Origin of the sequence: Butyrivibrio sp. LC3010, from assembly GCF_000424385.1 — a bacterium.
GTDB lineage: Bacteria > Bacillota > Clostridia > Lachnospirales > Lachnospiraceae > Butyrivibrio.
In genome coordinates, this window is the sequence record NZ_AUJU01000037.1 from 1 (window position 1) to 25,623 (window position 25,623).

Here is a 25,623-nt window from a genome sequence, read left to right on the forward strand (position 1 = left end):
CGAAGCTTCATCAGCGATAATCTTCCGTTCGACTTGCATGTGTTAGGCACGCCGCCAGCGTTCATCCTGAGCCAGGATCGAACTCTCACGTTTAAATGTTTCTCAAACATCTCTGTTTAAGATCGTTCGTCTTCTGACCAGAACTTAAGCTTGGCTTTTGTTCTGTCCGTTTTACCTTTAGTTAGGTTGTTTTGTTCTCTGAATATTCTTTTTGGAATTTTCAGGGTTGCATTACTATTTCATTGTCAAAGTGCTTTGTCTTGGCGTGTCGCTCAAGGCTCAGTTAGATTATCATGCTGCAAATATAAAGTCAACACCTTTTTTTATTTTTTTTTAAATTTTTTATTTGGACACATTTCCATATATTATTACACGGCCAAAGAGCCATGCAAACAGGCATCCGTATCCGTTATGAGCTCATTTATTAAGTCCTTAACGCTTACTATACTGTTGACCTTTGACGCATTCTCACCACAGAAGAATAATCCTTCTTCCTTATTCCCTAATGCAGCAGAAATAAGTGCACGGCTTATGCAATAAGGAATCTTATCTCCTTTTGGGCATGCAGTAAGACAATTGTTACATGTTTTTGCAAAGAAGCTCTTGCCATTATCAAGATTTTTCAAAAACTGAGTATAAACCGCTCTGGCAGGCATACCAACCGGACTTTTTATTATTCGGATATCTTCTTCCTTAGATTCAACAATGACCTGCTTAAATGCATCATCAGCATCACATTCATTTGTAGCTATGAAACGTGTACCGATTTGTACCCCATCAGCACCTGCTTCGATAGCTTCAGCGATGTCCTTGCCGTCAAATATACCTCCGCCAAGAAATATCTTTATTGTTTTCTTAAGCTCCTCTTCAAAAGGCTTAATCACTTCTTTTACTTCTTTTAAAATTTGCAGATTATCCTGGCATGTACTATTACCAAGATCATTAGCAGAAAACCCAAGATGCCCACCGGCTTTATGCCCCTCTATTACTATAAAGTCTGGAAGTATACCTGCCCTTTTCACAAATGTCTTGCATAAAAGCTGAGCTGCCCTCTTACTTGAAACTATAGGTGCAAACAGCGTCTGACTTCCTTTTACAAGATCACCCAAATTTAATGGAAGTCCGGCTCCGGATATGATGGCATCAGCGCCTGCAGATATGGCAGCTTTTACCGTTTCCTCATAATGACTGACAGCTACCATGATGTTTACTCCGATAAGTCCATTACCCTGGGAGATTTCTTTTGCCTTTTTTATATGTGCTTTAAGAGCCCGAATATTTGCTTCAAAAGGATTTGTTAAAAAGTCAGGCTCCTTAAATCCAATATTTACTGAACTAATAACCCCCATGCATCCTTCCTTAGCTACATTACCTGCCAGTTCAGAAAGTGAAACACCTACTCCCATTCCTCCCTGAATAATTCCATGCACTAACTCTTTACCACCAATATTCATACCCTATACGCTCCATCCGAAAATATACTTAAACAAATTATAGTTAAATTCTTTTGAGATAATATAATAAAAAAAGGCGGTTGTCAATTACAACCGCACTGCCCATCTCATCTTTGTTGATTTGCTTCGGGGATTCATTTTGCATTCCTCTGCTGATGGTCTTGTAACATCATTGGATATCTGGCTATAAATTCCGAGCTTTTTATACTCTTTGAATGATTTTTTTACCAATCTGTCTTCGCCTGAATGAAATGTCAGTATTGCTACTCTTCCACCCGGATTAAGGATTTTGGGGAGTTTTTCCAAAAAGGTATATAGCACTTCAAACTCACTGTTAACATCGATTCTAAGTGCCTGAAAAACCCTTGCACAACTCTTCTTTATTGTCTGATTCTTTTCAGGCTCCGGAACCTTCCAAAGTGCTTGTTCTATTGCACTTCTCAGAGCCGTAGTTGTACTCATAGGATCTCCATTTCTCATAAGAGAAAAGACTTTGTCAGCTATCTCCGTAGCATAAGGCTCATCAGAATTTTCCACCATCATTCCGATAAATTCCTCTTTTGATATGTTATGAAGACGCTCAGCTGCGGATTCCCCGTGATTTGGGTCAAGCCTAAGATCCAGGGGCCCATCAATTTTATATGAAAAGCCACGTTTGGGATCATCTATCTGCATAGATGAAACTCCCAAATCCGCAAGTACAAAATCAAATTTTCCCGTTTCTTTCTCTAATTCATCAATATTGGCAAAATTCAATAATCGAAACTTGAACATATCCTCACCAAATCCAGCTTTTCTTAACCTTTCAACCGTTTTTTCAGATTCAATGGGATCAACGTCTAATCCGTAAATACAGCCCTTACCTTCAAGTGCCTCCAGCATTTTCCTTGTGTGTCCACCGTAACCAAGGGTACAATCAAGTCCCTTCTCTCCGGGTTTTATCTTAAGAACATCAAGTATTTCATTAACCATTATAGATATGTGCATTCCAGCAGGTGTTGAGCCTTTTTCTATAACATGCTGAATCACGTCCGCATATTTTTCATGATTCTGTTCCTTGTACTTTTCCTCAAATTTCCTGGGATATTTTCCTGAATAATGTACTCTGCGTTTATGCTCTTTTCCTTCTAAATCGCTCACGTATCATTCTCCTCCTGATTTTCGATTGTGAAGTCTTCCATATATGAGGCGTAATCGATCATTTTATCCATTTCGTCTTTATTATCCAAAATGTATCCTATACGCTGACACCATATTACATATAATATATTAATTATCTTTTCAGGATCATATCCCATTTTATTGAGTACTTCACGTTCTTTTTCCAAATCCTCATGAAAATTGATGAATTCGGGATCATCCATCAATTGAGCCTTTGCAATATTTATATAATTGTTAATCTGAAGAATATCCATAATCCATTCCCCTTTTATAAGTCTTTCGTGCCGTTTTAAATAACGTGCGTATTTTATTTACACTCATGTTTTCAAAGTAAGTCATCTGTTAAATTATATCATCATTCACAAAAATCTGTTTTCCTTTACATTATTTATCTGCATGTTCCGGTAAAGATTCCAGTATTTGTGCCAATTGAGCATAAAATGGTCGAACATTTATCCTTTTTGTAAGTCCCCCCTGTAAAGACATATGATCACCGGTAAATGTGGGCATGACATACCACACTCCGGGCGTAAGTGTACCTCCTTCTTCATATAATGATGATTTGGAACCTATTGGAGCTTTTGCAGATTCTTCATTTACAAGTCCATCATTCGCTCTCCAGGATTCATCGATGTAAAATCCACCGGCAGTTGTTCCGGTGTATTTACTCATATAAATAGCTCCCTTCATAAATATTGTCTCTGTTTTATCAGGATCGGGATTTACTTCACCATTCTCATCTATAATAGTTGATGCGCAGGGATAAGCCAAATAAAATACATCGTCAAATGTTGTGATTTTTCTATTTAATTCAAGTGCATTATCTATATGCATGTCAAAAGATGCATAATCCCAGGATTCTCTTCCATCCATATCAGCTTTGGTAAAGGTTAATCCCCAGTATGGAATAAATTCATTGCGAAGTTCATAGTTCCCCCACCCTGACAATCCATGAACAAAATAAATTTAGCATTCGTCTTCATCGGTTTATGATATCCTATAAGGAGTGAGTAAATTAAGCACTCTTGCCATTATTTAATCCTCGCTTCCAAAAAGTAGCCCGCTTTTGTACAAAGCTCAATTCCATGTACGCAGGCATACCAATCAATATAATAAAAAAGTTTTATTATATTGATTACATTTGACAAAATATAATTGTCACTCTTACAGTAATACTATCATACGAGAAAAATGCTTGATATTTATAAAAATATTGAAAATAAACAATAAATAATTTTTTAGAAATACGGACATCATAAAGAAATGAACATAACTGATAACATTATTGATATTTACATCATAAATACAAGTACTGTTGAAGATGAGACTGAACGTGTACTACCTATGATTGCGCCTCATTATGCCAGGAAATATGAAAAAGCAAAAGTGACAAACGTAAAACTGCAGGAATTATGTGCAGGATTTTTACTATATAAATGTCTGGGTATAAATAAAGATGAGCAGCTTACCATAAGTGAATATGGAAAACCATCATTAAATGTACAATCTATAGAAAAACGCACGCAATTTAGCCTTTCCCATAGCGATCATTATGTTATCCTTGCAGTATCGGATACTCCTGTAGGAGTAGATATTGAGCGGGCTGATAGAGTAACGCTTCCTATATTAAAGCGTGTTCTCCCTTCAGTCTATTATGAAAAATTGAAAAAAAAGATGTTTCCCCCTGAAATCGGGTTTGAAAACGATGATCAACTAATGTATGCAAAATATTGGACTTCTGTTGAGGCGATTCTTAAAGCAACCGGTACTGGCTTTATTACAGATCCCAGAAGTAATCCAAATCTCATGGATGAATGGTATTTGAAGAGTTCTGTACTTGAAAAGCATTTCGTAATGAGCTGTGCCTCAAGAACTCCTTTTTCCATCAACACGGTTCTAATCGAATCCATATGATCTATTATTACGCGATAGCACATGTATTTCATGTGTTCGATAATAGACGTTATTCTTTTTATCGATAATATGTGTCCGCTAATTATTTGTAATACATTGATATTTTTCTGTGTATTACATATTTTTTATAGCTATCATCTCTGACTATTCCGCCAATGAAACATTCTCCATTCTGAATTTCGATCCGGGTTATCAAGGTGCATGCCTGTATAATATCGGTTTTCTTTTTTCCACCTTCTGTATAACTGTCAACAAATTGAAACTGGATAGTTTTTAATTCTTTGACAATTTCTTCCAACTCCGGGGTAATATGAAATTTAATGCCTATACTTTCTTCACTTAAATTAGTAACCGTTCCCTTGATCTCTGCACTATGTCCTTCCAGGAAAAGAAGGACCATATTACCCAGCTCAATTCGGTCATAGTTTCTTCTATCACGCATAATAAAGTTTCCTTTTTTAGATTATTGTAGCATCAATTATCTAAATATTCTAAAAATATGCAATTAATATTATGTAAAGTTTACTGTATAATCAAAATATAATATTCTTTAAATAAGCTCTCCAAAAACTTTATATACCTGCACATTGAGGAGTATATTATATTATTATATGAGTTTACATAATAAGTAGTAATTATCATTGAATTGCCTATTTACCTTGTATTATAATAGGTAATAGAGAATGGAGGTTTTTATTATGTTTTCTACTAAAGGAAGATATGCTTTACGCGTAATGATAGATTTAGCCCAGCAACACAGTGAGGACTACATACCGTTAAAGGATATCGCTGAAAGACAGGGCATTTCAAAAAAATATTTAGAGATTATTGCCAAGGAACTTGTTAAAGGTAAGCTTCTTGAAGGCGCAAGCGGAAAACATGGCGGCTATCGGCTTACACGATTACCTGATGAATATTCTGTTGGTGAGATCATTGAACTTATGGAAGGTACTTTTGCACCTGTAGCATGCCTTGAAAAGGATGCGAAAGAATGTCCGCGAAAAAATGAATGCACTACTTTTCCCATGTGGAATGAGTTTTATGAATTGGAGAAAAACTTCTTCTACAATAAAAAATTGAGCAATATTATGTGATTTACATTACTTTTATGATATAAACACATTACAAAATTAATCTAATTCTAAAAAAAACATTAAATTTGTCATCTTGCAATAACGCGTCAAAGTGGTAAAGTGTTCCCTAAGTTATTAAAGATACATTATGTAAACAAAGGGGACGCATATGACTTTAACAGACGTGTTTTTGCAGGAGCTTCTTCGCCGATATCAGGCAAATTTCGACATTACCGAAAATTTCACATTAGGAGACACTACATATCCTGCTTACGCTTGGTTTTATTCACTTAGCGAGAAATATGTTCTTAAGAAGGAAGCTACTCTTTGGGCTATCAAAGCCTTTGAGCATGTTCTTTTCTCCAAGGTCGACTCCGTTTCAGAAGATACACTTGATGATATTATGACTACCATCACAAATGAAGCTGAACCGATTCTTGTAAGAAAAAATGAGAAATATCCGGAAAAGGATCATATGTGTACTTATATAACATTTATTGTAGTTTCTTCAAAAGATCCGGATGAAATAGCACAGAAAAAAATAAGAAAATTTCATTTTGATAAAGGATATTTATTCAATTTTCGCGGTCATAGCGAGGCACGTCTTGCCGTAGTCTCAATGGAGAGTGGCAACGTGTGGACTAACTATTCCGGACGCGATATCAAACCGCTTCTTACCGATGCTTATTCAATATCTTCTGATATTGTTAAACATAAAAATATGTCTACAGCTGACGTTTTAATCAAATCTGTCAGTTGATATACCCTATGGGGATTTTAAGGAGGAAAAAGTTATGAACGCAGCAGTATTACTTATTGTTAGCGTAGCAATCCTGATCGCCGGATATGTATTCTATGGCGGCTGGCTTGCTAAACAGTGGGGGATTGATCCTAGTCGTAAGACTCCGGCTCATGAGCTGGAAGATGGAATGGATTACGTTCCTGCAAAAACACCTGTCCTTATGGGACATCATTTTTCATCAATCGCGGGTGCAGGCCCTATAAACGGACCGATTCAGGCAGCTGTTTTTGGTTGGGTTCCGGTATTACTCTGGGTACTTATCGGAGGAATTTTCTTTGGCGGTGTACATGATTTTGGTGCATTATTTGCATCTCTTCGTCATAAAGGTCAGTCCATTGGAGAGATAATTGACGATTCCATGGGAAGAACAGCTAAAAAGTTATTCCTTACATTTGGATATCTTACTCTTCTTCTGGTTGTAGCCGCATTCAGCTCTATAGTTGCAAGCACTTTTGGCATTACTACTTCTGCCGGAGCTGCTGTTGAAGGTGCAGCTTTAGCTGCTAACAAGTCAACAGCAATGATCTCTATTCTTTTTATACTTCTTGCCATTGTTTTTGGTTACTTTGTTTATAGAAAGAACGCACCGGTCAGCATAGCTTCTATCGCCGGTTGTCTGGGAATTGCAGCAATCGTTGCAATAGGTCTTAATTTCCATCCTATTGCTCTCACATACAATACATGGATGTGGGTTTTGGGTGCATATATTCTTGTTGCTTCAGTAACACCTGTATGGGTACTTTTGCAACCTAGAGATTATCTGAGCTCATTTCTTCTTTATTTTATGATAGCTGCAGGTATAATCGCAGTATTAGGCGCTGTTTTTACAGATCATGGTCATTTTGCAGTTCCTGCGATGGGTGATGCATCCCTTAAGGGCACCGGTGTATTTACTACCGGCACAGCATTCCCTGCTTTATTTGTAACTATAGCATGTGGTGCAATTTCAGGATTCCATTCACTTGTTTCCTCAGGAACAAGTGCGAAACAGCTGGATAATGAGAAGAATGCTCTTCCTGTTTCATATGGTTCTATGCTTATAGAATGTATGGTCGCAGTAATTTCACTTTGCGCGATTGGATTTGTTTGGACTTCTGCTGCAGACGGCACTTATGCAAGCCCTACACAGGTATTTGCAGGTGGATTATCTGCTATGATTGGAAGCTTTGCTCCCGGTGCACAGAATATCATGTATCAGCTGCTTATCCTTGCAGTTTCAGTATTCTGCCTTACATCATTAGATACAGCAACCCGGCTTGCAAGATATATGTTCCAGGAATTTTTCCTTGAACAGGGTCAGACTGTGAAGGATGTAACAGGTTATAAAAAAGTGCTGGCAAATCCTTACGTAGCAACAGTAATAACAGTTGTTCTCGGTGTAAGCCTTGGTATGACAGGATATACAAAGATATGGCCTTTGTTTGGAGCTGCAAATCAGTTATTAGCAGCTATAGGTCTTATTGCAGTCTGCACATGGCTTGGAGCTGTTGGTAAAAACAACAAGATGTTCTATATTCCCATGGTATTTATGCTTGCAGTAACAATTTGCTCACTTGTTCAGACTATTACTGCTAAAATATCAGCATACACTTCCGGAGCAGCTGATATTTGGGCACTTATTCAGGCAGGCATTGCAACATTACTTGTAGTTCTTTCACTGGTACTTGCAAGTATTGCAGCCAAGGTTCTCTATAACCAGTTTATAACAAAAACAAAAGAGATCCGCGATGAAAAAGCAGCATAAAATAATGCCAACAAAGCTTTATTGCTAATTCAGTTTATAATAAAAAGACCCGTTTTCGAAAGTACTCGAAAACGGGTCTTTTATATGCTCTTAATGCTCTTTTAATTCTGCCTCTATAGCGTAAGTAAGCTGATCAGGACATGATGTGTTTTTATATCCGCATTTTATTCCACGAAGCTTATCTATCGCATCCTCAGCCTTCATTCCTACGACAAGTCTTGAAATTCCTTGCAGATTACCATTGCAGCCTCTTGTAAATTCTACATTTTTTATTATTCCATTTTCTGTTTCAACATCTATGTATGTTGCACATGTGCCTTCTGTCTTATATTTCATAACTAATATCTCCTTTAAATCAATTAAAAATCATTATAGCACGCTCAATATAATTGGTCACTATTTTAGTTATTGCTATTCCCAATTATTGTACCAAACATCCTGGCACAATTTTTTAAGGTATTCCTTGGAAAAATCAGGATCCTGATGTACTATTTCATTTCTCGATGCAAGCTCATCTGTATACTCATTTAACGGATATACGGTAACTCTTTCATGGCCGCTTTCTACATGACATACAAGCGCTCTTATTCCGTAATCCTTGATGATTGCTTCTCCTTCTTTCTTTTCAATTGTTACTTTAGCCATTCCACCAAGCATTCGATTGGCGACTCCACTTCCCTTACCGGATGTCCAATTAACAAAATTGCCAAGGGAATAATATATCAGCATATCGCCATTTCCATGATTATTGGTATTGCCTTCGATACCATCTTCCATAAACATTACAGGCTCTATTACATGCGGATGGGCTCCAATTACAAGATCAGCACCTTTTTCTCTAAAAAATTCGCTCCATTTCTCTTGATAAGCATCAATTTCAAGATTATACTCAGTCCCCCAATGAGGACACACAATTGTGAAATCTGCGTTTTCTTCTGCATATTCCAGATCTTTTGCAACTTTTTCCTCATCAAGCATATCAACCGCATATGGCATATCAGATGGCTGCTGAATGCCATTTGTTCCGTATGTATAATTTAATAAAGCAATTTTAATACCATTTTTTTCAATGATATTGACGTTTTTATACTCATTCTCGTCTTTATTTATTCCAAGTACGGTAATTTCCGGATATTCACTGTCCCAATACTCACAAGTATTAAGTATACCTCGTTTACCTTTATCCAGCGCATGATTTGTAGCATGACAGATTACGTCAAAGCCTGCTTCAACCAATGAGTCTGCTATTTCAACAGGTGCATTAAAAGAAGGATATCCTGAAATACCAAGCTCTTCACCGCCAATTATGACTTCTTGATTAGCAATTGCTATATCTGCGTTACTTATTTCTTCCTTCAAATTAGCAAAAACAAAGTCAAAATCATATTTTCCATCCTCATCTCTGGCTGCGTCCTCTACAGGCATATGCAATAGAATGTCTCCTACCATAATCACATCAACAACTTCACTGTCATCTTCATCAGGTACTGTATTGTCGTTTGTAATAGAAGGCGCTTCCTCCTTCTCCTTTACTGGCTGATCCGGCGGATTATCATTTTTTATTACAACTTCTTTCTTCTGAGAGGACTCTAAATCATTCTTTTGTTCTGATTTATTTACATCCTGCCTGCTCGTACATCCCGCAAGCATTAGCAGCATGCATAGACTATAAATTACATAATTTCTTTTTTTCATATCATGTATAATACATCAAAACCATATGATATTATATCTTTTTTATTGTTTTTACCAATTGTAAAAAAAAAATAATAATGTAGAATATAAAAACAGAAGTTTATAAAGGAGCGTTTAATCATGAATTTTAACCCTAAGGCTATTATGGAGCTACAGCAAAGATTTAATACATTCAGACTGGATCACCCTCGTGTATTTCCCTTTTTCCAGGCTGTAAAAGAGAGCTCGATGGAGGTAGGAACCATAATCGACATGAAAGTTACCACTCCTGACGGTGTTGAGAAGCAGTGTAATATTAGAATAACTCAGAATGATATTGAAACATTTAAGACATTAATGTCAATGAATGGTGTTTCACAATAAAACATATTAAATGTGCCCTCTTTACTGGTTTTTAGGTAAAGAGGGCATGTTTTTATGCATCATAATTACTTGATCATTTTTCATATGTAAGTAGTGCTTCAAGACTGCCGGAAAGGGAGTAATCACCGCTTCCTGACGGAAGAAAGAAACTGTCACCCTTAGAGTATGTCATTTCTTCCCCATCATTCTTTATAGTTCCTTGTCCCTCAAGGATCAAAATATGGAGAAATGATTCTTCTCCAACGGTTCCTTTGATTGTATCTGTAATATTCCCGGTAAGGTTAATCTTATCTACTGTGAAATATTTACATTCTCCAATATGTGGTTCAGGTCGGCTAACCTTCTTAACAGCTGATAAATTGGTTACATCCAGAGCCTTATCAACATGCAGCTCTCTCAAATTACCGTCCTTATCTCTTCTTCCATAGTCATAAACTCTGTAAGTTACGTTTGAGTTTTGCTGTATTTCTGCCAACAATATTCCGGCCCCTATAGCATGAAGAGTACCTGACTCTATAAATATAATATCACCCTTTTTAACAGGATAAGCATTCAGTACTTCAGTCAGTGTTTCATCTTCAATTCTTCTGGCAAACTCCTCTTTCGTAACATCTCTTTTAAATCCATAATATAAAAATGCATCTTCTTCTGCATCAATGATGTACCACATTTCTGTTTTACCATATTGATTTTCATGAATTCTTGCATAATCATCTGATGGATGCACCTGTATGGATAAATCTTTTTTAGCATCAATCAATTTAATGAGCACCGGAAAATCTTCAAATTTCTGGCAATTCGTACCTAAAACCATATTCCCCTTATCAGATATATAGTCCGTTATTTTTTTTCCGGAATATTCTCCATTTTCAATAATAGATTCACTACCGGGAAAGCAGGATAACTCCCAGCTTTCAGCAGTAACTGATCCAATTGCCTTTTTACCAAATTCTTTTACCAGTCTGTCGCCTCCCCACAGATAGTCTTTGACAGGAGCAACCAGCTTCAATAATGCCATTTCCTTTTTCCTCCACTAAATACTTATTTTCTATAGATATTACATCAAAGTGCCCTAATATACCAATAAAATTATAAAATACTCCCTACTTATGATATACTGTCGATGAATATAAATATAAAGAAGGCATGATAAATTGAAAAAAGCAGGTAATATTATCAAACGAAGCATAGTCGTCATCATTTCCATCTTAATTGTTTTGGCTATAGCTTTTAAAATATATACAACTCAATATTATCGGGCAGATATCGGTATTATTGATAATATCGAAAATCTTCTTTCCGGTAGTGTACACTCCTATTCTGATAAAAATGGTACTGTGTTTATTCCCGAAAACAAGGATATAAAAGCAGTAATAGTTTTTTATCCAGGAGGCAAAGTTGAATATTCTTCTTATAACGGTCTGATGTACGAACTTGCTGCCAGGGGTTTTATATGTCTACTCCCCAAAATGCCTGAGAATCTGGCTCTTCTGAGAATAGATGCAGTTAATAGACTCACATCCGGGTATCAGGACTATATTTCAGAAACTTCTGATCTTGACTGGTATCTTGCCGGTCACTCATTGGGTGGTGTCGCAGCATGTGCATATATAAAAAACACTTTGGCTGAAGATAAAAACAAATCTGCTGATCAGACCAATGCTCCTCAACCGGATTATCGCGGCATTATCCTGTGTGCATCTTATCCAACTGCAGATTTATCCAATACAGAGCTTAGGCTGTTATCACTATATGGATCAAATGATAAAGTTTTGGATATGAGTAAATATAATGAAAGTAAGAAAAATTGGCCATCTGATTCTGAAGAACACATAATCGATGGCGGTATTCACTCTTACTTTGGCAGTTACGGCATACAAAATAAGGACGGATCTCCGGAAATTTCGAATTATGAACAAATAATCCAGACAGCTGATATTATAGCTGACTGGATTACCAGATAATTACTATCAAATTGTCATTCAGACAAGACACTACCATATTGATACTACTAATTATCTTAAGATTCTGTTATGCCCATAAAGGCAACGATTAAAGCAATGCTTATGATGATTCCGCCAATAATGTCTGTGAACCAGTGAACTCCGCAAACCAATCTGCCAACTACAGTAACTGCCATTATCATAATACATATAAATCTGATAATTTCAGCAATTCTTTTATCCTTGATATATTTTCCAAGAGCAAGAATTGTACTGGCCATAACAACACAAATGAGCATTGTATGTGAAGAAGGAAAAGATGCTTCGGGCTCAGTTGCGTCCGGCATAATAATTGGTCTGTAATTAATGATGACTTTTTCAAAAATTGCATAAATGGCTATGACGATTACATATAATCCGCCTAACTGAAGAATTATTGTATCAACTTCACTGATTTTCTTACGCTTAACTAATTGAACTAATCCAAGCAGAGCAAAAGCAGCACACACCATAAGAGCCAGAATTCCAAGAACTTCTGTTATTTTATACCAAATGATGTTTATTCCAAACAGATCATGAACTGTGCTGTTCAAATGCGAGAATCCTATGGATGTCCCCATTGGGCCAATCTGTGCTACATCATATGTCTTAATCAAAAAAATCCAGACAAAAAATAACACGGCAAATAATCCTGAAACAATAAAATATCTTTTTTTCATACTTTAATTAATCACTCCCATTAGAATTTTAATGTACGATTGTACAATTTTTCCCTTTATTCTTAGCTTCATAAAGTGCTGCGTCAGCTCGTTTAAAAGCAGAGTCTACACTGTCTGTCCTTTGATACTCTGTAATACCCGTGCTGATTGTAATTTTATCAATGTCCTCAAATCTTGAACAGGCAATTTTAGACCTGATTAAATCAACATATCTCAATGCTTCCTTAATTTCAATATTAGAAAGCATAAACAGGAATTCTTCGCCTCCCCAGCGTCCACAAATTCCACCATTTATAACTTCAATTTCTTCTCGCAAAACAGCCGCAACCTGTTTTAAGACATTATCGCCACAGGCATGCCCATAAGTATCATTGACATTTTTGAAATCATCAATATCGATAATTCCCATTATTACATTTATTTTGTATTTAGCAGAATACTCAAGCTTACTTTTTACCACCCTCTGAAGCATTCTTCTATTATACAATCCGGTAAGAATATCCGTATCTGCCATTTCACGAAGCTCATCATTTGCAGCTCTAAGCTCTGCTGATGTTACATTTATAAAGTTTGCCAGCCTTCTGACCATGGAAAGCTGCCCATGCATTTTCTGTTCTTCCGGAATTTCTATCTCTTTATCTCCTATTCCGGTCGGTTGCGCAAGAGCTTGTCCGCCTTCACGCATAGCAATTGCAATAAGGGTAACATGATGTTCGATTATATAGTCACCCATTCTCATTATTTCCCCACTGGAATAAAAACCACTAACAGGAGCGATTAAACTAAATGGTCCAGTCTCCTTGTTTATAAGATATTTCCAATAAAGCCTTCTTACTCCACATGAATATAAGAAAATAGCCTGCGGAGCAAAGCTTCGTACATTCCAGATTAAATCTTCAACATCAGCTTTAATTACATCAGGATCTCCATATGACAAGCTAACCACTGTCCCCTGCTTGACATCTCCTGCCAGTATAATCGAATCATCCTTGGTGTCACATGAAAAAGGAAGACGTAGTACCTCATACCCATGCTGCTTTGATATCAACGGGAATTCAAGCATATTGGCGAAGAAATCATCATCAGCCTGTATATCAAGATATTTACTATAGATTTTTCCTGCAGGAACATTATCAAGCTCATATAATCTTTTATCTTCACTCTTTGTAACTACCAATTCCTTCCCAAGAGGCTTCCAACCTATTGCATGATGTATGTCAACATGAATATCGTCTCCGGAATATGTAATCAGTATAACGCCTGTGTGACTAATCTTTCTCTCACTGATTACGCTTGTGCTTGTCTCTTCAATATTAGCCCCTGCACTGCCGCCACCAAAAATTTTAACATTTCTTTTGCATTTCTCTACTTCAGATAAAACCTTTGTACTATTAATTGTTTTTAATGTTAAAAGTATTTCTGCTGCTTTGATTTTATCTGTTTCATTTATCGTATTGCAGATGCTTAGCCCTATCTGCTCCTCTTCGCCTGAAGCACATTCATAAAAATAAACACTAATATCAGTACTCTCAAATATTGAAACAGACATAACCAGACCATACTCAGCCAGATGTCCATCACAAATATCACCGTTGGAACTTGTCCCGGCGACTTTTGCATCAGGATACATTTCTAGTATCTCTTCCTGAACTTTTGCAATCTCATCTTTTGTAAATTTTATAGTATAAAGATGAAACAAAAGAGACTTATATGGATTTTTATTAGTATACACATATACTTCGTTTAAAGCATCATGAACATCTGATATAGCTGTAAGTTCGTAGTTTAACTGTTTCAATATCCTATTCCTCTTAATGAATCAAAAAAGTATCAAATTATATTATATTCCAAAAGGAGCAGGACCGAAATAGCTCTTTTTTAGTTCAGTTCCTTTTTTTATTAAAACAAGTTTTTCTAATATAAATTCCGGATCCGAAGCATATATATAAATGCAATTATCTCCTTTATTCAAATTAATATCCAAATTAACTGTCCTTCCACCGGTTAAAACCCCTTGAGCCCAGTCTTCATCCTGCCATTCGGTGTAATATCTGTCCGAAACAGAGCTTACTTCGACTGGCTCAGATTTATCTGTTCCGATGAAAAATTTGATCTGTCCGCCTCTATTGCAGGGATTTCTTGTAAGCAGGTATAAAATAAGTGTGTGTTGGCCTTCTTCCATTACAGATACATTATATTTTAAATATGGTGCTCTATCCGGACTTGTAAATCTTTTTCCAAAAGGCAATACCCTTAAAGCAGAGTTTTCCCTTCCAAGATAATTTATTACCTCAAAGCTACTATCTTCCACTTCATTCTTTTCTGCAAAGTCCTTTGCACTTATACATATAAAGCCATTTCTTTCACTAAATTCTTTAGAATCCGTAGCTTTAGCGAGTTTACCTGTTGCACTAATCTCCAGATCTACGTATGTTGTCTGTCCATTCTCAAATGATATATCCACTCTTGCATTTGCCTTTTCTATGCCTTCTATCAGATTTCTATCAATACTGATTTTAATAGTTTTGCGCCCTGTATCAGTTACATCAACTCTTCCCTCTTTAGAGCTGAAAATAAGCCATTTTGGATCGCATGTTATTTTATAATTAAAGCTTGTATCTCCCTTACTGTCTATATCAAGCAATATTTCAGAACAGTCAGAATTTAATAATTCATCATTTACTAGAGCTGCCATATCCTGCCAATATGCACCCAAATGAACCCGTTTACTTCCTCTAAAGCTTACAGCTGCCTTGGCTGCTGAGATAGGTGAAACAGTATATACAACAGGATATGACCAGTCTCTGTCATCCCAGGTTTTGAATCCAGTATGCGCTGAACTTAAGCAATGGTTCCATTTTTTATTATTAAAGTTGTGAAATTCCTTTACATATATCTTATCTGCTTCAATCCTTCGCTTTATATCTTCTGCCAGAGTATTGGCGTATATATAACCCCTTTTAGCATATTCATGATTTATTGCCGTTTCACACCATGCAATCACAAGATTAAGTGATGCCGCAGCCGGATAATAAATCATGCTCTTATATGCCATCAAGGCTTCATCCCTCAATTCATCCTTTAATTCGTCAGCCAGTTGCAATATTTTAGCGGCACTTTCCATCACCCTGTCACATTCCCTGTAGTTTATGGGATGATAAATATTCTCATTCATCGTCTCCGGAGTTCTGGCAGCATTCCACTTTGTATAACCTTCAATGACCTTGAAAATTTTCTCTCTTTGTTCATCGGTAGTATAATTACCAAATTGCTTTTCTATCCAAAGTTTTGAGAACAAATCCGTTTTATTCGGTGCCTTTGCTCCCCATTTCTCATAGTCATAGGCGAGCTCCATGAAATAGCTAAGAGGATATTCCATCTCTTTCAAATCACCTACATTTACAATCCACATTTTTCTTACACCTGATTCGTACGCAAATGACATTTGTTCCCAAGTCTTAGTGAGCCTGTTACAATTTGTCCACTCGTAGCTGATTGGTGCACCGTGATAGTCAAAATGGTAATACATTCCATATCCACCCGGATGATCACGCTCCTCATCTGTCGGAAGATTTCTGAGATTGCCATGATTATCATCACTTAACAAAAAAATAACATCTGAAAGTTCATCCCAATCCTTAAGTCCTTCACAGGTAGAATCCCCGTAGTAATAATCCTCTACCTCTTTATATATAGCGAGCATCCTGGGAGAATTATCAATACCACCTTCCATATACTTATCAATTATCTGATTCTGTACTTTGATAACTTTTTTAAGAACATCTATATTATCCTTAAGTGTTGAATCTTCTGGAAGAAGCTTAGAATCAGCCTCTCCTCTCATACCAATCGTTATTATATTTTCAAAATCTTTATTCCTGTTTAATCCATCTTCCCAAAATTTTGTTATTGCTTTTTCATTCGAAATAAAGCTCCACGTAGAATCATTACCATATTCCCTATATTTATTTTGCCATTCAATGCCAGCCCGGCATAAGGGTTCATGATGTGAAGTACCCATAATTACACCGAGTTTATCCGCTAAAACTGCATTGGAAAGATCCGGACCATCCTCTGAAAATGATGAATTCCACATAGCCGGCCACATATAGTTCCCTTTAAGCCTGAGCAGAAGCTCAAATATTTTCCGATACGCCTGGGAGTTAATTCCTCCAAACTGCTCAGTTGCCCAGTTTCCAAACGCAGGCCACTCATCATTTATAAAAAAGCCTCTATACTCCACTGAAGGCTCTTTTGAAATATAAACTCCATCAAGTTTGATAACAGGATTGGTATCCTTTTTTGGCTTAACGTCGCCAAAGTAGATTAGCGGGGATACTCCCAGAAGTTCCGTAAAATGGAACATTCCATATATTGTTCCTCGTTTATCGCTTCCTGCAATAACCAGGGCTTTTTCAATAGCAGCATATTCTCCATCGAAGGGTTTATCTACAATCTGAAGCATGAATACTTCACGCTTTTTTTCAATGTCTTTCAGAGAAAGCTTACCTGATTGTTCCAAATCTGAAAGAATTCTGCTTCTGCCGATAGTCGCTATTATAACTACACTTTTTCCTTCACAATTTTCAAGATCAGATATAATAGCAGGCATTATATCCGTAACTTCGACTATATCCTTGCTAATGGTATCTCCAATAAGTTTAACTCCCTCAAAACTACTATCTTCTATCAAAATATTTACATTACTATTATCTGCTATCAGACTAAACTCATTCATCATTTTTCCTCCAAAACTACTGACTTAGAACTTATTTTATAATAAGAATATTCCTTATTCTCTCTACATATTGCTCTATTATGGTTATTTATACAGATAGCCGGCATACAATATATAGTATTTAAAAAACATTTGTTGTCTATATATTGAAATAAATATTCATCTGTGCTAATTTATTGTTATGGGTGAAACAACGTTTTTTGGGGGGTATTTCTATGTATGAAGTTGTAAAACGTGATGGAAGTATTGCGAAATTTGACATTTCTAAGATCTCTGCTGCAATTATCAAGGCCTTCGAGGCTCTTGAAAAACCTTATCATACAAGTGTAATTGACCTTGTATCTCTTCGAGTAGCTTCAGATTTCGAAGCAAAAATCTCAAATAATAAAATAACAGTCGAGCAGATTCAGGATAGCGTAGAAAAAGTATTATCGGAGTCGGGCTATTCTGATGTTGCAAAAACTTATATTCTGTACAGAAAACAGCGTGAAAAGGTACGTAACGTAAATTCTGCTTTGCTGAACTACAAAGATCTGGTAAATGATTACCTAAAAATCAATGACTGGCGTGTTAAAGAAAACTCAACCGTAACATATTCTATAGGTGGGCTTATTCTTTCAAATTCCGGCGCTATAACAGCCAATTACTGGCTTTCAGAGGTATATGATGATGAAATTGCCAAGGCTCACAGAAGTGCTGCTATACATATCCATGATCTTGCTATGCTTTCAGGTTATTGCGCAGGTTGGAGCCTGAAACAGCTCATACAGGAAGGCTTAGGCGGAATACCCGGAAAAATCACATCTGCACCGGCTAATCATCTCTCTACATTATGTAACCAGATGGTTAATTTCCTCGGCATTATGCAAAATGAATGGGCAGGAGCACAGGCATTTTCATCCTTTGATACATACCTTGCTCCATTTGTCAAAGTAGATAACCTTTCACAGGATGAGGTAAAACAGTGCATCCAATCATTCGTTTATGGTGTCAATACGCCAAGCAGATGGGGAACTCAGGCACCTTTCTCCAATATTACCCTTGATTGGACAGTTCCTGCGGATCTCAAGAATCTCAACGCCATTGTAGGCGGTAAGGAACTTGATTTTACATATGGTGAATGTCAGCATGAAATGGATATGGTAAACAAAGCATTCATAGAAATCATGATTGAAGGTGATGCAAATGGAAGAGGTTTCCAATATCCTATTCCAACATATTCAATAACCAGCGATTTTAATTGGGACGAGACCGAAAATAATAAGTTACTTTTCGAAATGACAGCAAAGTACGGTACCCCTTACTTTTCAAATTATATTAACTCAGATATGGAACCCAGTGACGTACGATCAATGTGCTGCAGATTGCGTCTGGATCTCCGTGAGCTTAGAAAAAAATCAGGCGGATTCTTTGGTTCAGGCGAATCCACAGGGTCTATAGGTGTTGTAACTATAAATATGCCACGTATTGCATATCTTGCTGAAGATGAAAAAGATTTCTACAGTAAGCTTGATCATTTAATGGATATTGCTGCAAGAAGTCTGAATACCAAGCGTCAGGTCATAAGTAAACTTTTGGATCAGGGATTATATCCTTACACAAAGCGCTATCTTGGTTCATTTGACAATCATTTTTCAACTATAGGTCTTATAGGTATGAATGAGGTTGGTCTGAATGCAAAGTGGCTTAGGGCTGATATGACAGATATTACAGTCCAAAACTTCACAAAAGAAGTATTAACTCACATGAGAGACCGTTTATCTGATTATCAGGAAAAATATGGTGATCTTTATAACCTGGAGGCAACTCCCGCAGAGTCAACAACATATCGTTTTGCCAAACATGATAAAGAACTTTATCCAGATATAATAACTGCCAATATGAATGGAACTCCTTACTATACCAATTCCTCTCATCTTCCGGTTGGTTATACAGATGACATATTCTCAGCTTTGGATATTCAGGATGAGCTTCAGACTCTTTACACTTCAGGAACGGTTTTCCATGCATTTCTTGGAGAAAAACTACCTGATTGGAAAGCTGCCGCTAATTTGGTACGTAAAATTGCAGAAAACTATAAATTACCTTATTATACAATGTCTCCGACCTATTCAGTTTGTAAGGAACATGGTTATTTATCCGGAGAACAGATTACATGTCCTCATTGTGGAAAGAAAACTGAAGTATATAGCAGAATAACCGGATATTATCGTCCGGTTGCAAACTGGAACGATGGAAAAGCTCAAGAATATAAGGATAGACAGGTTTACAACATAAAGCTTTCATCTATGCAGCATGATAAATCAAATCACAATGATACTTTACACAACTCTATTCAGTCACCGGCAATGGAAACAACAGTAAAAACTGCTTCGGAGCTGCAAAAAAACCTAATTAAAACAAAATCGGATAATCGATATACTGTTCTTCTTTTTAAGACAAAAACTTGTCCGAATTGCAAAATTGCCAGCTCAATACTCAATAAAGCAGGTATAGCTTATACTCAACTGGATGCAGATGAAAATGCTTTATTAGTTGAAAAATATGGTATCATGCAAGCACCTACATTGGTTGTTGCAGATAATAATGAATATCAAGCTTATGCTGGCGTTTCCAACATAAAAGAATGGCTAGCTGAAACAAACTATACTAAGATTTAACAGTTTCCCAAATATCATAAATATCGGTTAACCCATAAGGACTTCGGACTTCATTCCGGGGTCCTTTTTTTGTAGCCAGAGTTTATAAATGTAATTTAAATATATCCACAATTTAGGCAATAATTATGACAACACAAAGATCTCTTTAAGTGCTATCATTTATGTATGGCTGATAAATCAATTTAAGCTAGCAAAATCCTTTTGTAATGCCTGCTTATATAATTTGAAGGAACTAAAATATGATCAATGGTAAAAAAATAATAGCTTTATGCACTTCAAGAATTTATGATACGCAGAATTTCGGTTTTATAGAATCTCTTGGAAAGGCATTAAAATCGATCAATTACAGATTATTCATCTACGCTCTCAATAGTGATTTATATTGGGTTGATAACGATGTTCATAATGAAACTTATGTATTTGATCTTATTCCATATGACAAAATCGAAGCAGTAATAATTATGGATGAGAAAATCAAGAGTACCGACGTAGCTAAGCGAATAATCGCAAATGCCCAAAAGCATTCTGTTCCTGCAATAATAATTGATGGTTCCTACGAAGGTACGACACAAATTCACTTTGCTTATTCAGAAGGTTTCGAAAAAGTCGTACGACATATTATTGAACACCATAAAGTTAAAAATCCTCATTTTATGGCTGGATATAAGGATAATAAGTTTTCAGATGAAAGAATTGAGGTATTTAAAAAGGTTCTACATGAGAACGGCAGAACTTTTAATGACAGTATGATAAGCTATGGAGACTTCTGGGCTGATCCCAGCCGTCAGGCAACACACGAATTGCTAAAAAGAGAAACAATACCAGATGCTATTATATGTGCAAACGATATAATGGCTATTAATGTATGTGATGTTCTAATATCATCAGGACTTAGTGTTCCGGATGACGTGATAGTTTCTGGCTTTGATGGTTTAGAAGAAGCATTTATTTTTCATCCAGGTATCACTACGGCATCATGTGACAATGTGGATTTGTCTGAGACAGTATGCAAAGCCCTACGATATCTTGAAAACAATACCGACCCCAAAAACTACTATGTTACTCCTAAATTCATACAAAACGAATCATGTGGATGTCCCAAAAACATAACATATAAGAATAGCATAGTAACCAAATTAAATGATCGTTTTTACAGGTATCAGGATGATATTCGTGTATTACATGATATTACAACAAAATTATTTTCAACAAAAGCTGAGGAATTATGCGTTTCGTCAATAAGAACTTCTCTTACGCAAAATATGTGCTGTATAATAAATAATGCATGTTTTTCTCATGATAAAAACTTCTTCCTTGACGATATAAACGATACCAACTTTAGTATTGTATATAATTCTTATTCTGAAGAAGATAAAATCACGCCTTACGATAATTCTAAAATCATACCAAACCTGGATGAAATATTGAATAAAGGCTATCCACTTATATTTAATTGCATGGACTACATGAATAAGCCAATCGGTTTTATTTGTTATTCATTCGAGAAATATGACATAGTTGAATACACCAAAACCCCCAGCATTACAGATGCTATAAGCATGGGAATAGGTGGATATGTAAACTTACAGTATCAGCATTTCCTAATGAATAAGGTCCAGGAAATGTATAAAAATGATGCATTAACAGGCTTTTTTAACCGGCTTGCGTTTCAATCTGCATTTGATGAATTAAAATCCATTCCGGGCGCTGTAGGAAAGCCACTTACGATTATAATGCAGGATTTGGACAAACTAAAAATAATAAATGATTCCTATGGTCACACAGAGGGTGACAAAGCGATTTCTACAGCTGCCAGAGCATTAAAAGATGCCTGTCCGGAAAACACATTATTGGTCAGATTTGGTGGAGATGAAATGCTTGCCTTAATATCCGGACTAAGCAATAATGCTGAAATCATCCACAATATTCAAAATACTTTAAAAGAAGAAAGTAGAAAATTGGGATATAACGTATCTGTCAGCATTGGTACGTATACTACCATTCTTACAAAAGATTTAAACCTGGATCAGATAATCGTTTTAGCTGACCAACAAATGTATAAAATGAAAAAAAACAATGAAGGAATCTTCTGATAATCATTAACAGCTGATAAAATGTATGTTACTATGTCATGAGAAATATTTGGAGGAAAAAATGGGGAAAAAGTCTATTAAAGAAAACAAGAATATTTACTTCGAAAGCAGGGAGATTGCCGGTTTAACACGAGCACAGGCCAGTGAAAAAATCGGTTTCATAAGCGAAAGTCGACTTGAAAAAATTGAATCAGAGAAAACTTCTATTCAACCTGAAGATGTTGTTGCTATGGCCGAGGCCTATAAAAGACCTGATTTATGTAATTACTACTGCACACATGAATGTAGAATTGGTCAGGATTCAGTTCCTGTCGCAAAGGAATCAACTTTATCTGAGATAGTTCTTGCTATGCTCTCATCCCTTAATTCTCTTGACGAGCAGCGTAACAGATTAATCGATATTACTGCAGACGGTATAATTTCAGATGATGAATTGCCTGATTTTGTCAACATTCAGAAACAGCTTTCAATGATAGATCAAACTGTGGAATCTCTTAAGATATGGGTTGCAAATACAGTTGCAAATGGTCAAATCAATAAAGACAAATTAGATGCACTATTAGCCTCTAAAAAATAATTTGCGATTTTATATTATGTAAATAATGCACCAGATTCGTATTTAAACGATCTGGTGCATTTGTTATTTTAAATAGCAGTTAGAATGTTACAAACCTTGTGGAGCTTTTATTGATTATTCTATATCAACTTTTTTTGCCATATTATCAGCCAGTTCTTTTATTGTTCCTTGCTTAAATGGGCTCTTTAATCCCACATCACTAAGCATTTCCTCATAAAACTCGCTTGCAGATATTTTGCAAAGCTTTAAATAATGTTCCCATGCATCAGAAAAATCATTATCCATCCAGACTTTGAACTGCATTGCTATTACACTGGCAAGAACATAATCTATATAATAGAACGGGCTCCAGAAGATGTGTCCCTGCTTTTGCCAGAAACCGCCTTCATCAAAGAAAGCATCTCCATCAAAATCAAGCCATGGTCTATATGTTTTCTCAAGATTTTTCCACACCTCTTTACGTTCAGCAGGTGTCATTTCAGGCTTCTCATATACTATATGCTGGAATTCATCTACCATACATCCATACGGTATAAATGTTATAGAATCCTCCAGATGCATCTTATAATAATCATCTGCTCTGTCACCAAAGAACCTATCCATCCATTTATATGTAAAATATTCCATGGACATTGAATGAATCTCGGCTGTCTCCATTGTTATATCATTATGCTCAATTATCTCATCATTCCTTGTTATATAACCCTGAAATGCATGTCCGCATTCATGTGTCACAACATCGATATCACCGCTTGTTCCATTAAAATTAGCAAAAATGAAAGGAACTTTATATAACGGCAGATAGTCCATATATCCACCCTGCTTCTTGTTCTTTCTACCAAGAACATCAAAAAGCTCATTCTCAATCATTACATCAATAAATTCTGCAGTTTCAGGTGACAGTTCTCTGTACATTTCCTGTCCGGCTTTCATGATTTCCTCAGGTGTCCCGATAGGATCAGGATTACCGTTTTTAAAATAAACCTCGTTATCGAAATATTTAAGATCTGACAGCCCTAATTCCTGCTTACGTTTTTCCTGTATTTTGGTAACAAGAGGCACAAATGATTGTTTAACCTGGCTTCTAAAGCTTTCTACCTGCTCTCTTCTGTATGAATTTCGCATCATACGATTATATCCAAGCTCAATATAATTATCATACCCTAGCATTTTAGCCTGTTCTGTACGGTTTTTCACAAGCTTATCATAAATATTGTCTATATCATCAGTAACACTCATAAAATAGTCTGAAAGGGCCTTCCACGCCTGTTTTCTTGTTTCCCTGTCATTTCCAGTCAGGTGTTTTCTAAGCAAAGAAATATTATATTCCTCTCCATTAAATGGAATCTTTGCTGAAGCGATAATTTTGTCATATTTATTGATCAGAGCATTTTCTTCTTGCATCAGTGGAAGTATTTTTTCGTCAATAGAAGCAAAGTTAAGCTCCATATTTTTAAAAGCAACTTTACCGATTTTTTCTTCCAGATACGCTCTATAAGGGGATTTATACAATACCTTTTGATATTCATTCTTGTATTGGGAAATTATTGGATCTATCTCATCGATATAGTCCTTTTCTTTGGCATAAAACTCTTCAGTAGTATTTACATCATGACGGAATCCTGCAATTCGTATCATGGTCTGCAATTCACTTAAATAATCATAATATTTCTTATGTAACTCAAATTGCTCTTCTCCACTGCTTGCCTTTTTACTATCATCAATAAGCTTTTCAAAAAAAGCTTTTACATCATCAATCTCGATGTGTTTATATGGCATTTCAGAAAATTTCATATATATTTCCTCATCTTTCTACTGGTATTTATTAAAACAAATATTTCGTTACTTGCATAGCTTTGCACGAAACCTTGTTAATATCATCATTTATTTTACTTTTTTCTTTAGAAAAATCAAATTGTTTATAAAATTTTTATAACCTGAATTTTATATAACATGATGTCATGATAAATGACTATACATATATCTTGATGTATCTACTTCAAATATTAACTGACAACAATTATTATATTTCAAATTTAGTACATATTTAATATTTTCATGAATATTTTATATTCATCATATTTCACTATATTCATGTTTTTCTACACAAATATAAATTCAATTAGTTTATTCAAATTATTTAACTCGATTATTTCGACAGTATTCTCATTTTGATCAACTATGCATACAAAAACGAGCTTCTTTGCCAACTGAAAAGCCAAATGATGTTCTTTGAAAAACCAGACTTGTGTACTGTCTTGCTCATCTTTATCCAAAATGTGTATTATATAGTTTTATATGTAAGGAAGAAAATCGAAGGTGTACAATGACTTCATCAAGATTTTCAGATGAAGTAGATAAAATCATGTACAAACAGTTTGGTTAATTATGAGCGAGACAGCACACTAGTGTGCTGACATGTTGATATTTAATCAAATTATCTCTACTAATCCGAGCCATTTCTTGATAAAATAAAAGAAAAAGCTCGGAGGCATAACAATGGCAGGCAGACCCAAAAAATATCACATAAATCTCACTGATGAAGAATTCAAAAGTATCAAGTCTATCATTCGTAAGAAAGGCACAAGTAAGACACTTAGGACAAGATGCCAGATCATCCTTGATTTAGATGAAAACCATGGAAAAATGTACTCCTACGAACAATGCTATAAATCCAATGGTGTCTG

General features: G+C 35.8%; 21 protein-coding genes, 1 rRNA gene and 1 pseudogene. 10 read left to right on the forward strand and 13 right to left on the reverse strand.

Annotated features, from left to right (window positions below; genetic code table 11):
• From G622_RS0117910 to G622_RS0117930, 5 genes are all read right to left on the reverse strand, one after another.
• Positions 1 to 93 (reverse strand): 16S ribosomal RNA (locus G622_RS0117910); the annotation flags it as partial.
• Positions 94 to 368: 275 nt separating this feature from the next.
• Positions 369 to 1,454 (reverse strand): NAD(P)H-dependent flavin oxidoreductase, encoded by a 1,086-nt coding sequence (locus G622_RS0117915; RefSeq protein ID WP_026511825.1) that lies wholly within the window; start codon positions 1,452 to 1,454, stop codon positions 369 to 371.
• A gap of 87 nt (positions 1,455 to 1,541) precedes the next feature.
• The gene (gene rsmH, locus G622_RS0117920) at positions 1,542 to 2,594 is read right to left on the reverse strand and encodes a 16S rRNA (cytosine(1402)-N(4))-methyltransferase RsmH (RefSeq protein WP_026511826.1); all 1,053 of its coding nucleotides are present in this window, start codon (positions 2,592 to 2,594) and stop codon (positions 1,542 to 1,544) included.
• Positions 2,591 to 2,869 (reverse strand): hypothetical protein, encoded by a 279-nt coding sequence (locus G622_RS0117925; protein ID WP_026511827.1) that lies wholly within the window; start codon positions 2,867 to 2,869, stop codon positions 2,591 to 2,593. Before G622_RS0117925 ends, rsmH begins: the two co-directional genes overlap by 4 nt.
• Before the next feature lie 130 nt (positions 2,870 to 2,999).
• The gene (locus tag G622_RS0117930; protein WP_442855612.1) at positions 3,000 to 3,563 is read right to left on the reverse strand and encodes a lipase-like domain-containing protein; all 564 of its coding nucleotides are present in this window, start codon (positions 3,561 to 3,563) and stop codon (positions 3,000 to 3,002) included.
• A 315-nt stretch (positions 3,564 to 3,878) separates the two neighbouring features.
• Here G622_RS0117930 and G622_RS24915 point away from each other — a divergent pair, with 315 nt between their 5' ends.
• Entirely contained in the window at positions 3,879 to 4,529 is a 651-nt protein-coding gene (locus G622_RS24915) for a 4'-phosphopantetheinyl transferase family protein (protein ID WP_049945941.1), read from the forward strand.
• A gap of 82 nt (positions 4,530 to 4,611) precedes the next feature.
• Here the strand turns inward: G622_RS24915 and G622_RS0117940 are convergent, their stop codons facing one another.
• Positions 4,612 to 4,971: a hypothetical protein gene (locus G622_RS0117940; RefSeq protein WP_026511829.1), complete on the reverse strand. Its 360-nt coding sequence runs from the start codon at positions 4,969 to 4,971 to the stop codon at positions 4,612 to 4,614.
• Between the two features lie 256 nt (positions 4,972 to 5,227).
• On the opposite strand from G622_RS0117940, the gene G622_RS0117945 reads away from it, so the two are divergent.
• The 3 genes from G622_RS0117945 to G622_RS0117955 all read left to right on the forward strand — a co-directional run bounded on the left by G622_RS0117945 (position 5,228) and on the right by G622_RS0117955 (position 8,148).
• A complete protein-coding gene (locus G622_RS0117945; protein ID WP_026511830.1) occupies positions 5,228 to 5,623 on the forward strand; it encodes an RrF2 family transcriptional regulator in 396 nt (131 codons plus the stop codon).
• A 148-nt stretch (positions 5,624 to 5,771) separates the two neighbouring features.
• Positions 5,772 to 6,362 carry a hypothetical protein gene (locus tag G622_RS23585; RefSeq protein ID WP_049945942.1) on the forward strand — a complete coding sequence of 197 codons (591 nt, stop codon included), beginning with the start codon at positions 5,772 to 5,774 and terminating at the stop codon, positions 6,360 to 6,362.
• A 34-nt stretch (positions 6,363 to 6,396) separates the two neighbouring features.
• Positions 6,397 to 8,148: a carbon starvation CstA family protein gene (locus tag G622_RS0117955; protein ID WP_026511831.1), complete on the forward strand. Its 1,752-nt coding sequence runs from the start codon at positions 6,397 to 6,399 to the stop codon at positions 8,146 to 8,148.
• A 90-nt stretch (positions 8,149 to 8,238) separates the two neighbouring features.
• Here G622_RS0117955 and G622_RS0117960 read toward each other — a convergent pair whose 3' ends face one another.
• Positions 8,239 to 8,484, reverse strand: a complete 246-nt coding sequence (locus G622_RS0117960; protein WP_026511832.1) for a TIGR03905 family TSCPD domain-containing protein — start codon at positions 8,482 to 8,484, stop codon at positions 8,239 to 8,241.
• A gap of 75 nt (positions 8,485 to 8,559) precedes the next feature.
• Positions 8,560 to 9,843, reverse strand: a complete 1,284-nt coding sequence (locus G622_RS0117965) for a CapA family protein (RefSeq protein WP_026511833.1) — start codon at positions 9,841 to 9,843, stop codon at positions 8,560 to 8,562.
• A gap of 120 nt (positions 9,844 to 9,963) precedes the next feature.
• Between G622_RS0117965 and G622_RS23590 the strand changes: the two genes are divergently transcribed.
• Positions 9,964 to 10,206, forward strand: coding sequence for a hypothetical protein (locus G622_RS23590; protein WP_049945943.1), 243 nt, complete (start codon positions 9,964 to 9,966; stop codon positions 10,204 to 10,206).
• A 73-nt stretch (positions 10,207 to 10,279) separates the two neighbouring features.
• Here the strand turns inward: G622_RS23590 and G622_RS0117975 are convergent, their stop codons facing one another.
• A complete protein-coding gene (locus G622_RS0117975) occupies positions 10,280 to 11,224 on the reverse strand; it encodes a type I phosphomannose isomerase catalytic subunit (RefSeq protein ID WP_026511834.1) in 945 nt (314 codons plus the stop codon).
• 136 nt (positions 11,225 to 11,360) lie between these two features.
• Here G622_RS0117975 and G622_RS0117980 point away from each other — a divergent pair, with 136 nt between their 5' ends.
• Positions 11,361 to 12,170, forward strand: coding sequence for an alpha/beta hydrolase (locus G622_RS0117980; RefSeq protein WP_026511835.1), 810 nt, complete (start codon positions 11,361 to 11,363; stop codon positions 12,168 to 12,170).
• A gap of 56 nt (positions 12,171 to 12,226) precedes the next feature.
• On the opposite strand, the gene G622_RS0117985 is transcribed toward G622_RS0117980, so the two are convergent.
• From G622_RS0117985 to G622_RS23595, 3 genes are read right to left on the reverse strand one after another with little or no spacing between them, the layout of a single operon-like run.
• Complete coding sequence (locus G622_RS0117985) at positions 12,227 to 12,868, reverse strand: phosphatase PAP2 family protein (RefSeq protein WP_026511836.1); 642 nt, start codon at positions 12,866 to 12,868, stop codon at positions 12,227 to 12,229.
• Between the two features lie 28 nt (positions 12,869 to 12,896).
• Positions 12,897 to 14,666, reverse strand: coding sequence for a sensor domain-containing diguanylate cyclase (locus G622_RS0117990; protein ID WP_026511837.1), 1,770 nt, complete (start codon positions 14,664 to 14,666; stop codon positions 12,897 to 12,899).
• A 42-nt stretch (positions 14,667 to 14,708) separates the two neighbouring features.
• Entirely contained in the window at positions 14,709 to 17,609 is a 2,901-nt protein-coding gene (locus G622_RS23595) for a glycosyl hydrolase 115 family protein (RefSeq protein ID WP_044958019.1), read from the reverse strand.
• Positions 17,610 to 17,821: 212 nt separating this feature from the next.
• Here G622_RS23595 and G622_RS0118000 point away from each other — a divergent pair, with 212 nt between their 5' ends.
• The 3 genes from G622_RS0118000 to G622_RS0118010 all read left to right on the forward strand — a co-directional run bounded on the left by G622_RS0118000 (position 17,822) and on the right by G622_RS0118010 (position 22,936).
• Positions 17,822 to 20,266 (forward strand): ribonucleoside triphosphate reductase, encoded by a 2,445-nt coding sequence (locus G622_RS0118000; protein ID WP_026511838.1) that lies wholly within the window; start codon positions 17,822 to 17,824, stop codon positions 20,264 to 20,266.
• A 239-nt stretch (positions 20,267 to 20,505) separates the two neighbouring features.
• Positions 20,506 to 22,359, forward strand: coding sequence for a substrate-binding and GGDEF domain-containing protein (locus tag G622_RS0118005; RefSeq protein ID WP_026511839.1), 1,854 nt, complete (start codon positions 20,506 to 20,508; stop codon positions 22,357 to 22,359).
• A 61-nt stretch (positions 22,360 to 22,420) separates the two neighbouring features.
• Complete coding sequence (locus tag G622_RS0118010; RefSeq protein ID WP_026511840.1) at positions 22,421 to 22,936, forward strand: helix-turn-helix domain-containing protein; 516 nt, start codon at positions 22,421 to 22,423, stop codon at positions 22,934 to 22,936.
• Positions 22,937 to 23,050: 114 nt separating this feature from the next.
• Here G622_RS0118010 and G622_RS0118015 read toward each other — a convergent pair whose 3' ends face one another.
• Positions 23,051 to 24,730, reverse strand: coding sequence for a M3 family oligoendopeptidase (locus G622_RS0118015; RefSeq protein WP_026511841.1), 1,680 nt, complete (start codon positions 24,728 to 24,730; stop codon positions 23,051 to 23,053).
• Between the two features lie 705 nt (positions 24,731 to 25,435).
• On the opposite strand from G622_RS0118015, the pseudogene G622_RS0118020 reads away from it, so the two are divergent.
• Positions 25,436 to 25,623, forward strand: a pseudogene (locus G622_RS0118020) (helix-turn-helix domain-containing protein); the annotation flags it as partial.

Coding starts and splice junctions, on each gene's coding strand:
- G622_RS0117915 (WP_026511825.1), bottom strand. CDS start 1,454: ATGAATATTGGTGGTAAAGAGTTAGTGCATGGAATTATTCAGGGAGGA.
- G622_RS0117925 (WP_026511827.1), bottom strand. CDS start 2,869: ATGGATATTCTTCAGATTAACAATTATATAAATATTGCAAAGGCTCAA.
- G622_RS24915 (WP_049945941.1), top strand. CDS start 3,879: ATGAACATAACTGATAACATTATTGATATTTACATCATAAATACAAGT.
- G622_RS0117940 (WP_026511829.1), bottom strand. CDS start 4,971: ATGCGTGATAGAAGAAACTATGACCGAATTGAGCTGGGTAATATGGTC.
- G622_RS0117945 (WP_026511830.1), top strand. CDS start 5,228: ATGTTTTCTACTAAAGGAAGATATGCTTTACGCGTAATGATAGATTTA.
- G622_RS23585 (WP_049945942.1), top strand. CDS start 5,772: ATGACTTTAACAGACGTGTTTTTGCAGGAGCTTCTTCGCCGATATCAG.
- G622_RS0117955 (WP_026511831.1), top strand. CDS start 6,397: ATGAACGCAGCAGTATTACTTATTGTTAGCGTAGCAATCCTGATCGCC.
- G622_RS0117960 (WP_026511832.1), bottom strand. CDS start 8,484: ATGAAATATAAGACAGAAGGCACATGTGCAACATACATAGATGTTGAA.
- G622_RS0117965 (WP_026511833.1), bottom strand. CDS start 9,843: ATGAAAAAAAGAAATTATGTAATTTATAGTCTATGCATGCTGCTAATG.
- G622_RS23590 (WP_049945943.1), top strand. CDS start 9,964: ATGAATTTTAACCCTAAGGCTATTATGGAGCTACAGCAAAGATTTAAT.
- G622_RS0117975 (WP_026511834.1), bottom strand. CDS start 11,224: ATGGCATTATTGAAGCTGGTTGCTCCTGTCAAAGACTATCTGTGGGGA.
- G622_RS0117985 (WP_026511836.1), bottom strand. CDS start 12,868: ATGAAAAAAAGATATTTTATTGTTTCAGGATTATTTGCCGTGTTATTT.
- G622_RS23595 (WP_044958019.1), bottom strand. CDS start 17,609: ATGATGAATGAGTTTAGTCTGATAGCAGATAATAGTAATGTAAATATT.
- G622_RS0118000 (WP_026511838.1), top strand. CDS start 17,822: ATGTATGAAGTTGTAAAACGTGATGGAAGTATTGCGAAATTTGACATT.
- G622_RS0118005 (WP_026511839.1), top strand. CDS start 20,506: ATGATCAATGGTAAAAAAATAATAGCTTTATGCACTTCAAGAATTTAT.
- G622_RS0118010 (WP_026511840.1), top strand. CDS start 22,421: ATGGGGAAAAAGTCTATTAAAGAAAACAAGAATATTTACTTCGAAAGC.
- G622_RS0118015 (WP_026511841.1), bottom strand. CDS start 24,730: ATGAAATTTTCTGAAATGCCATATAAACACATCGAGATTGATGATGTA.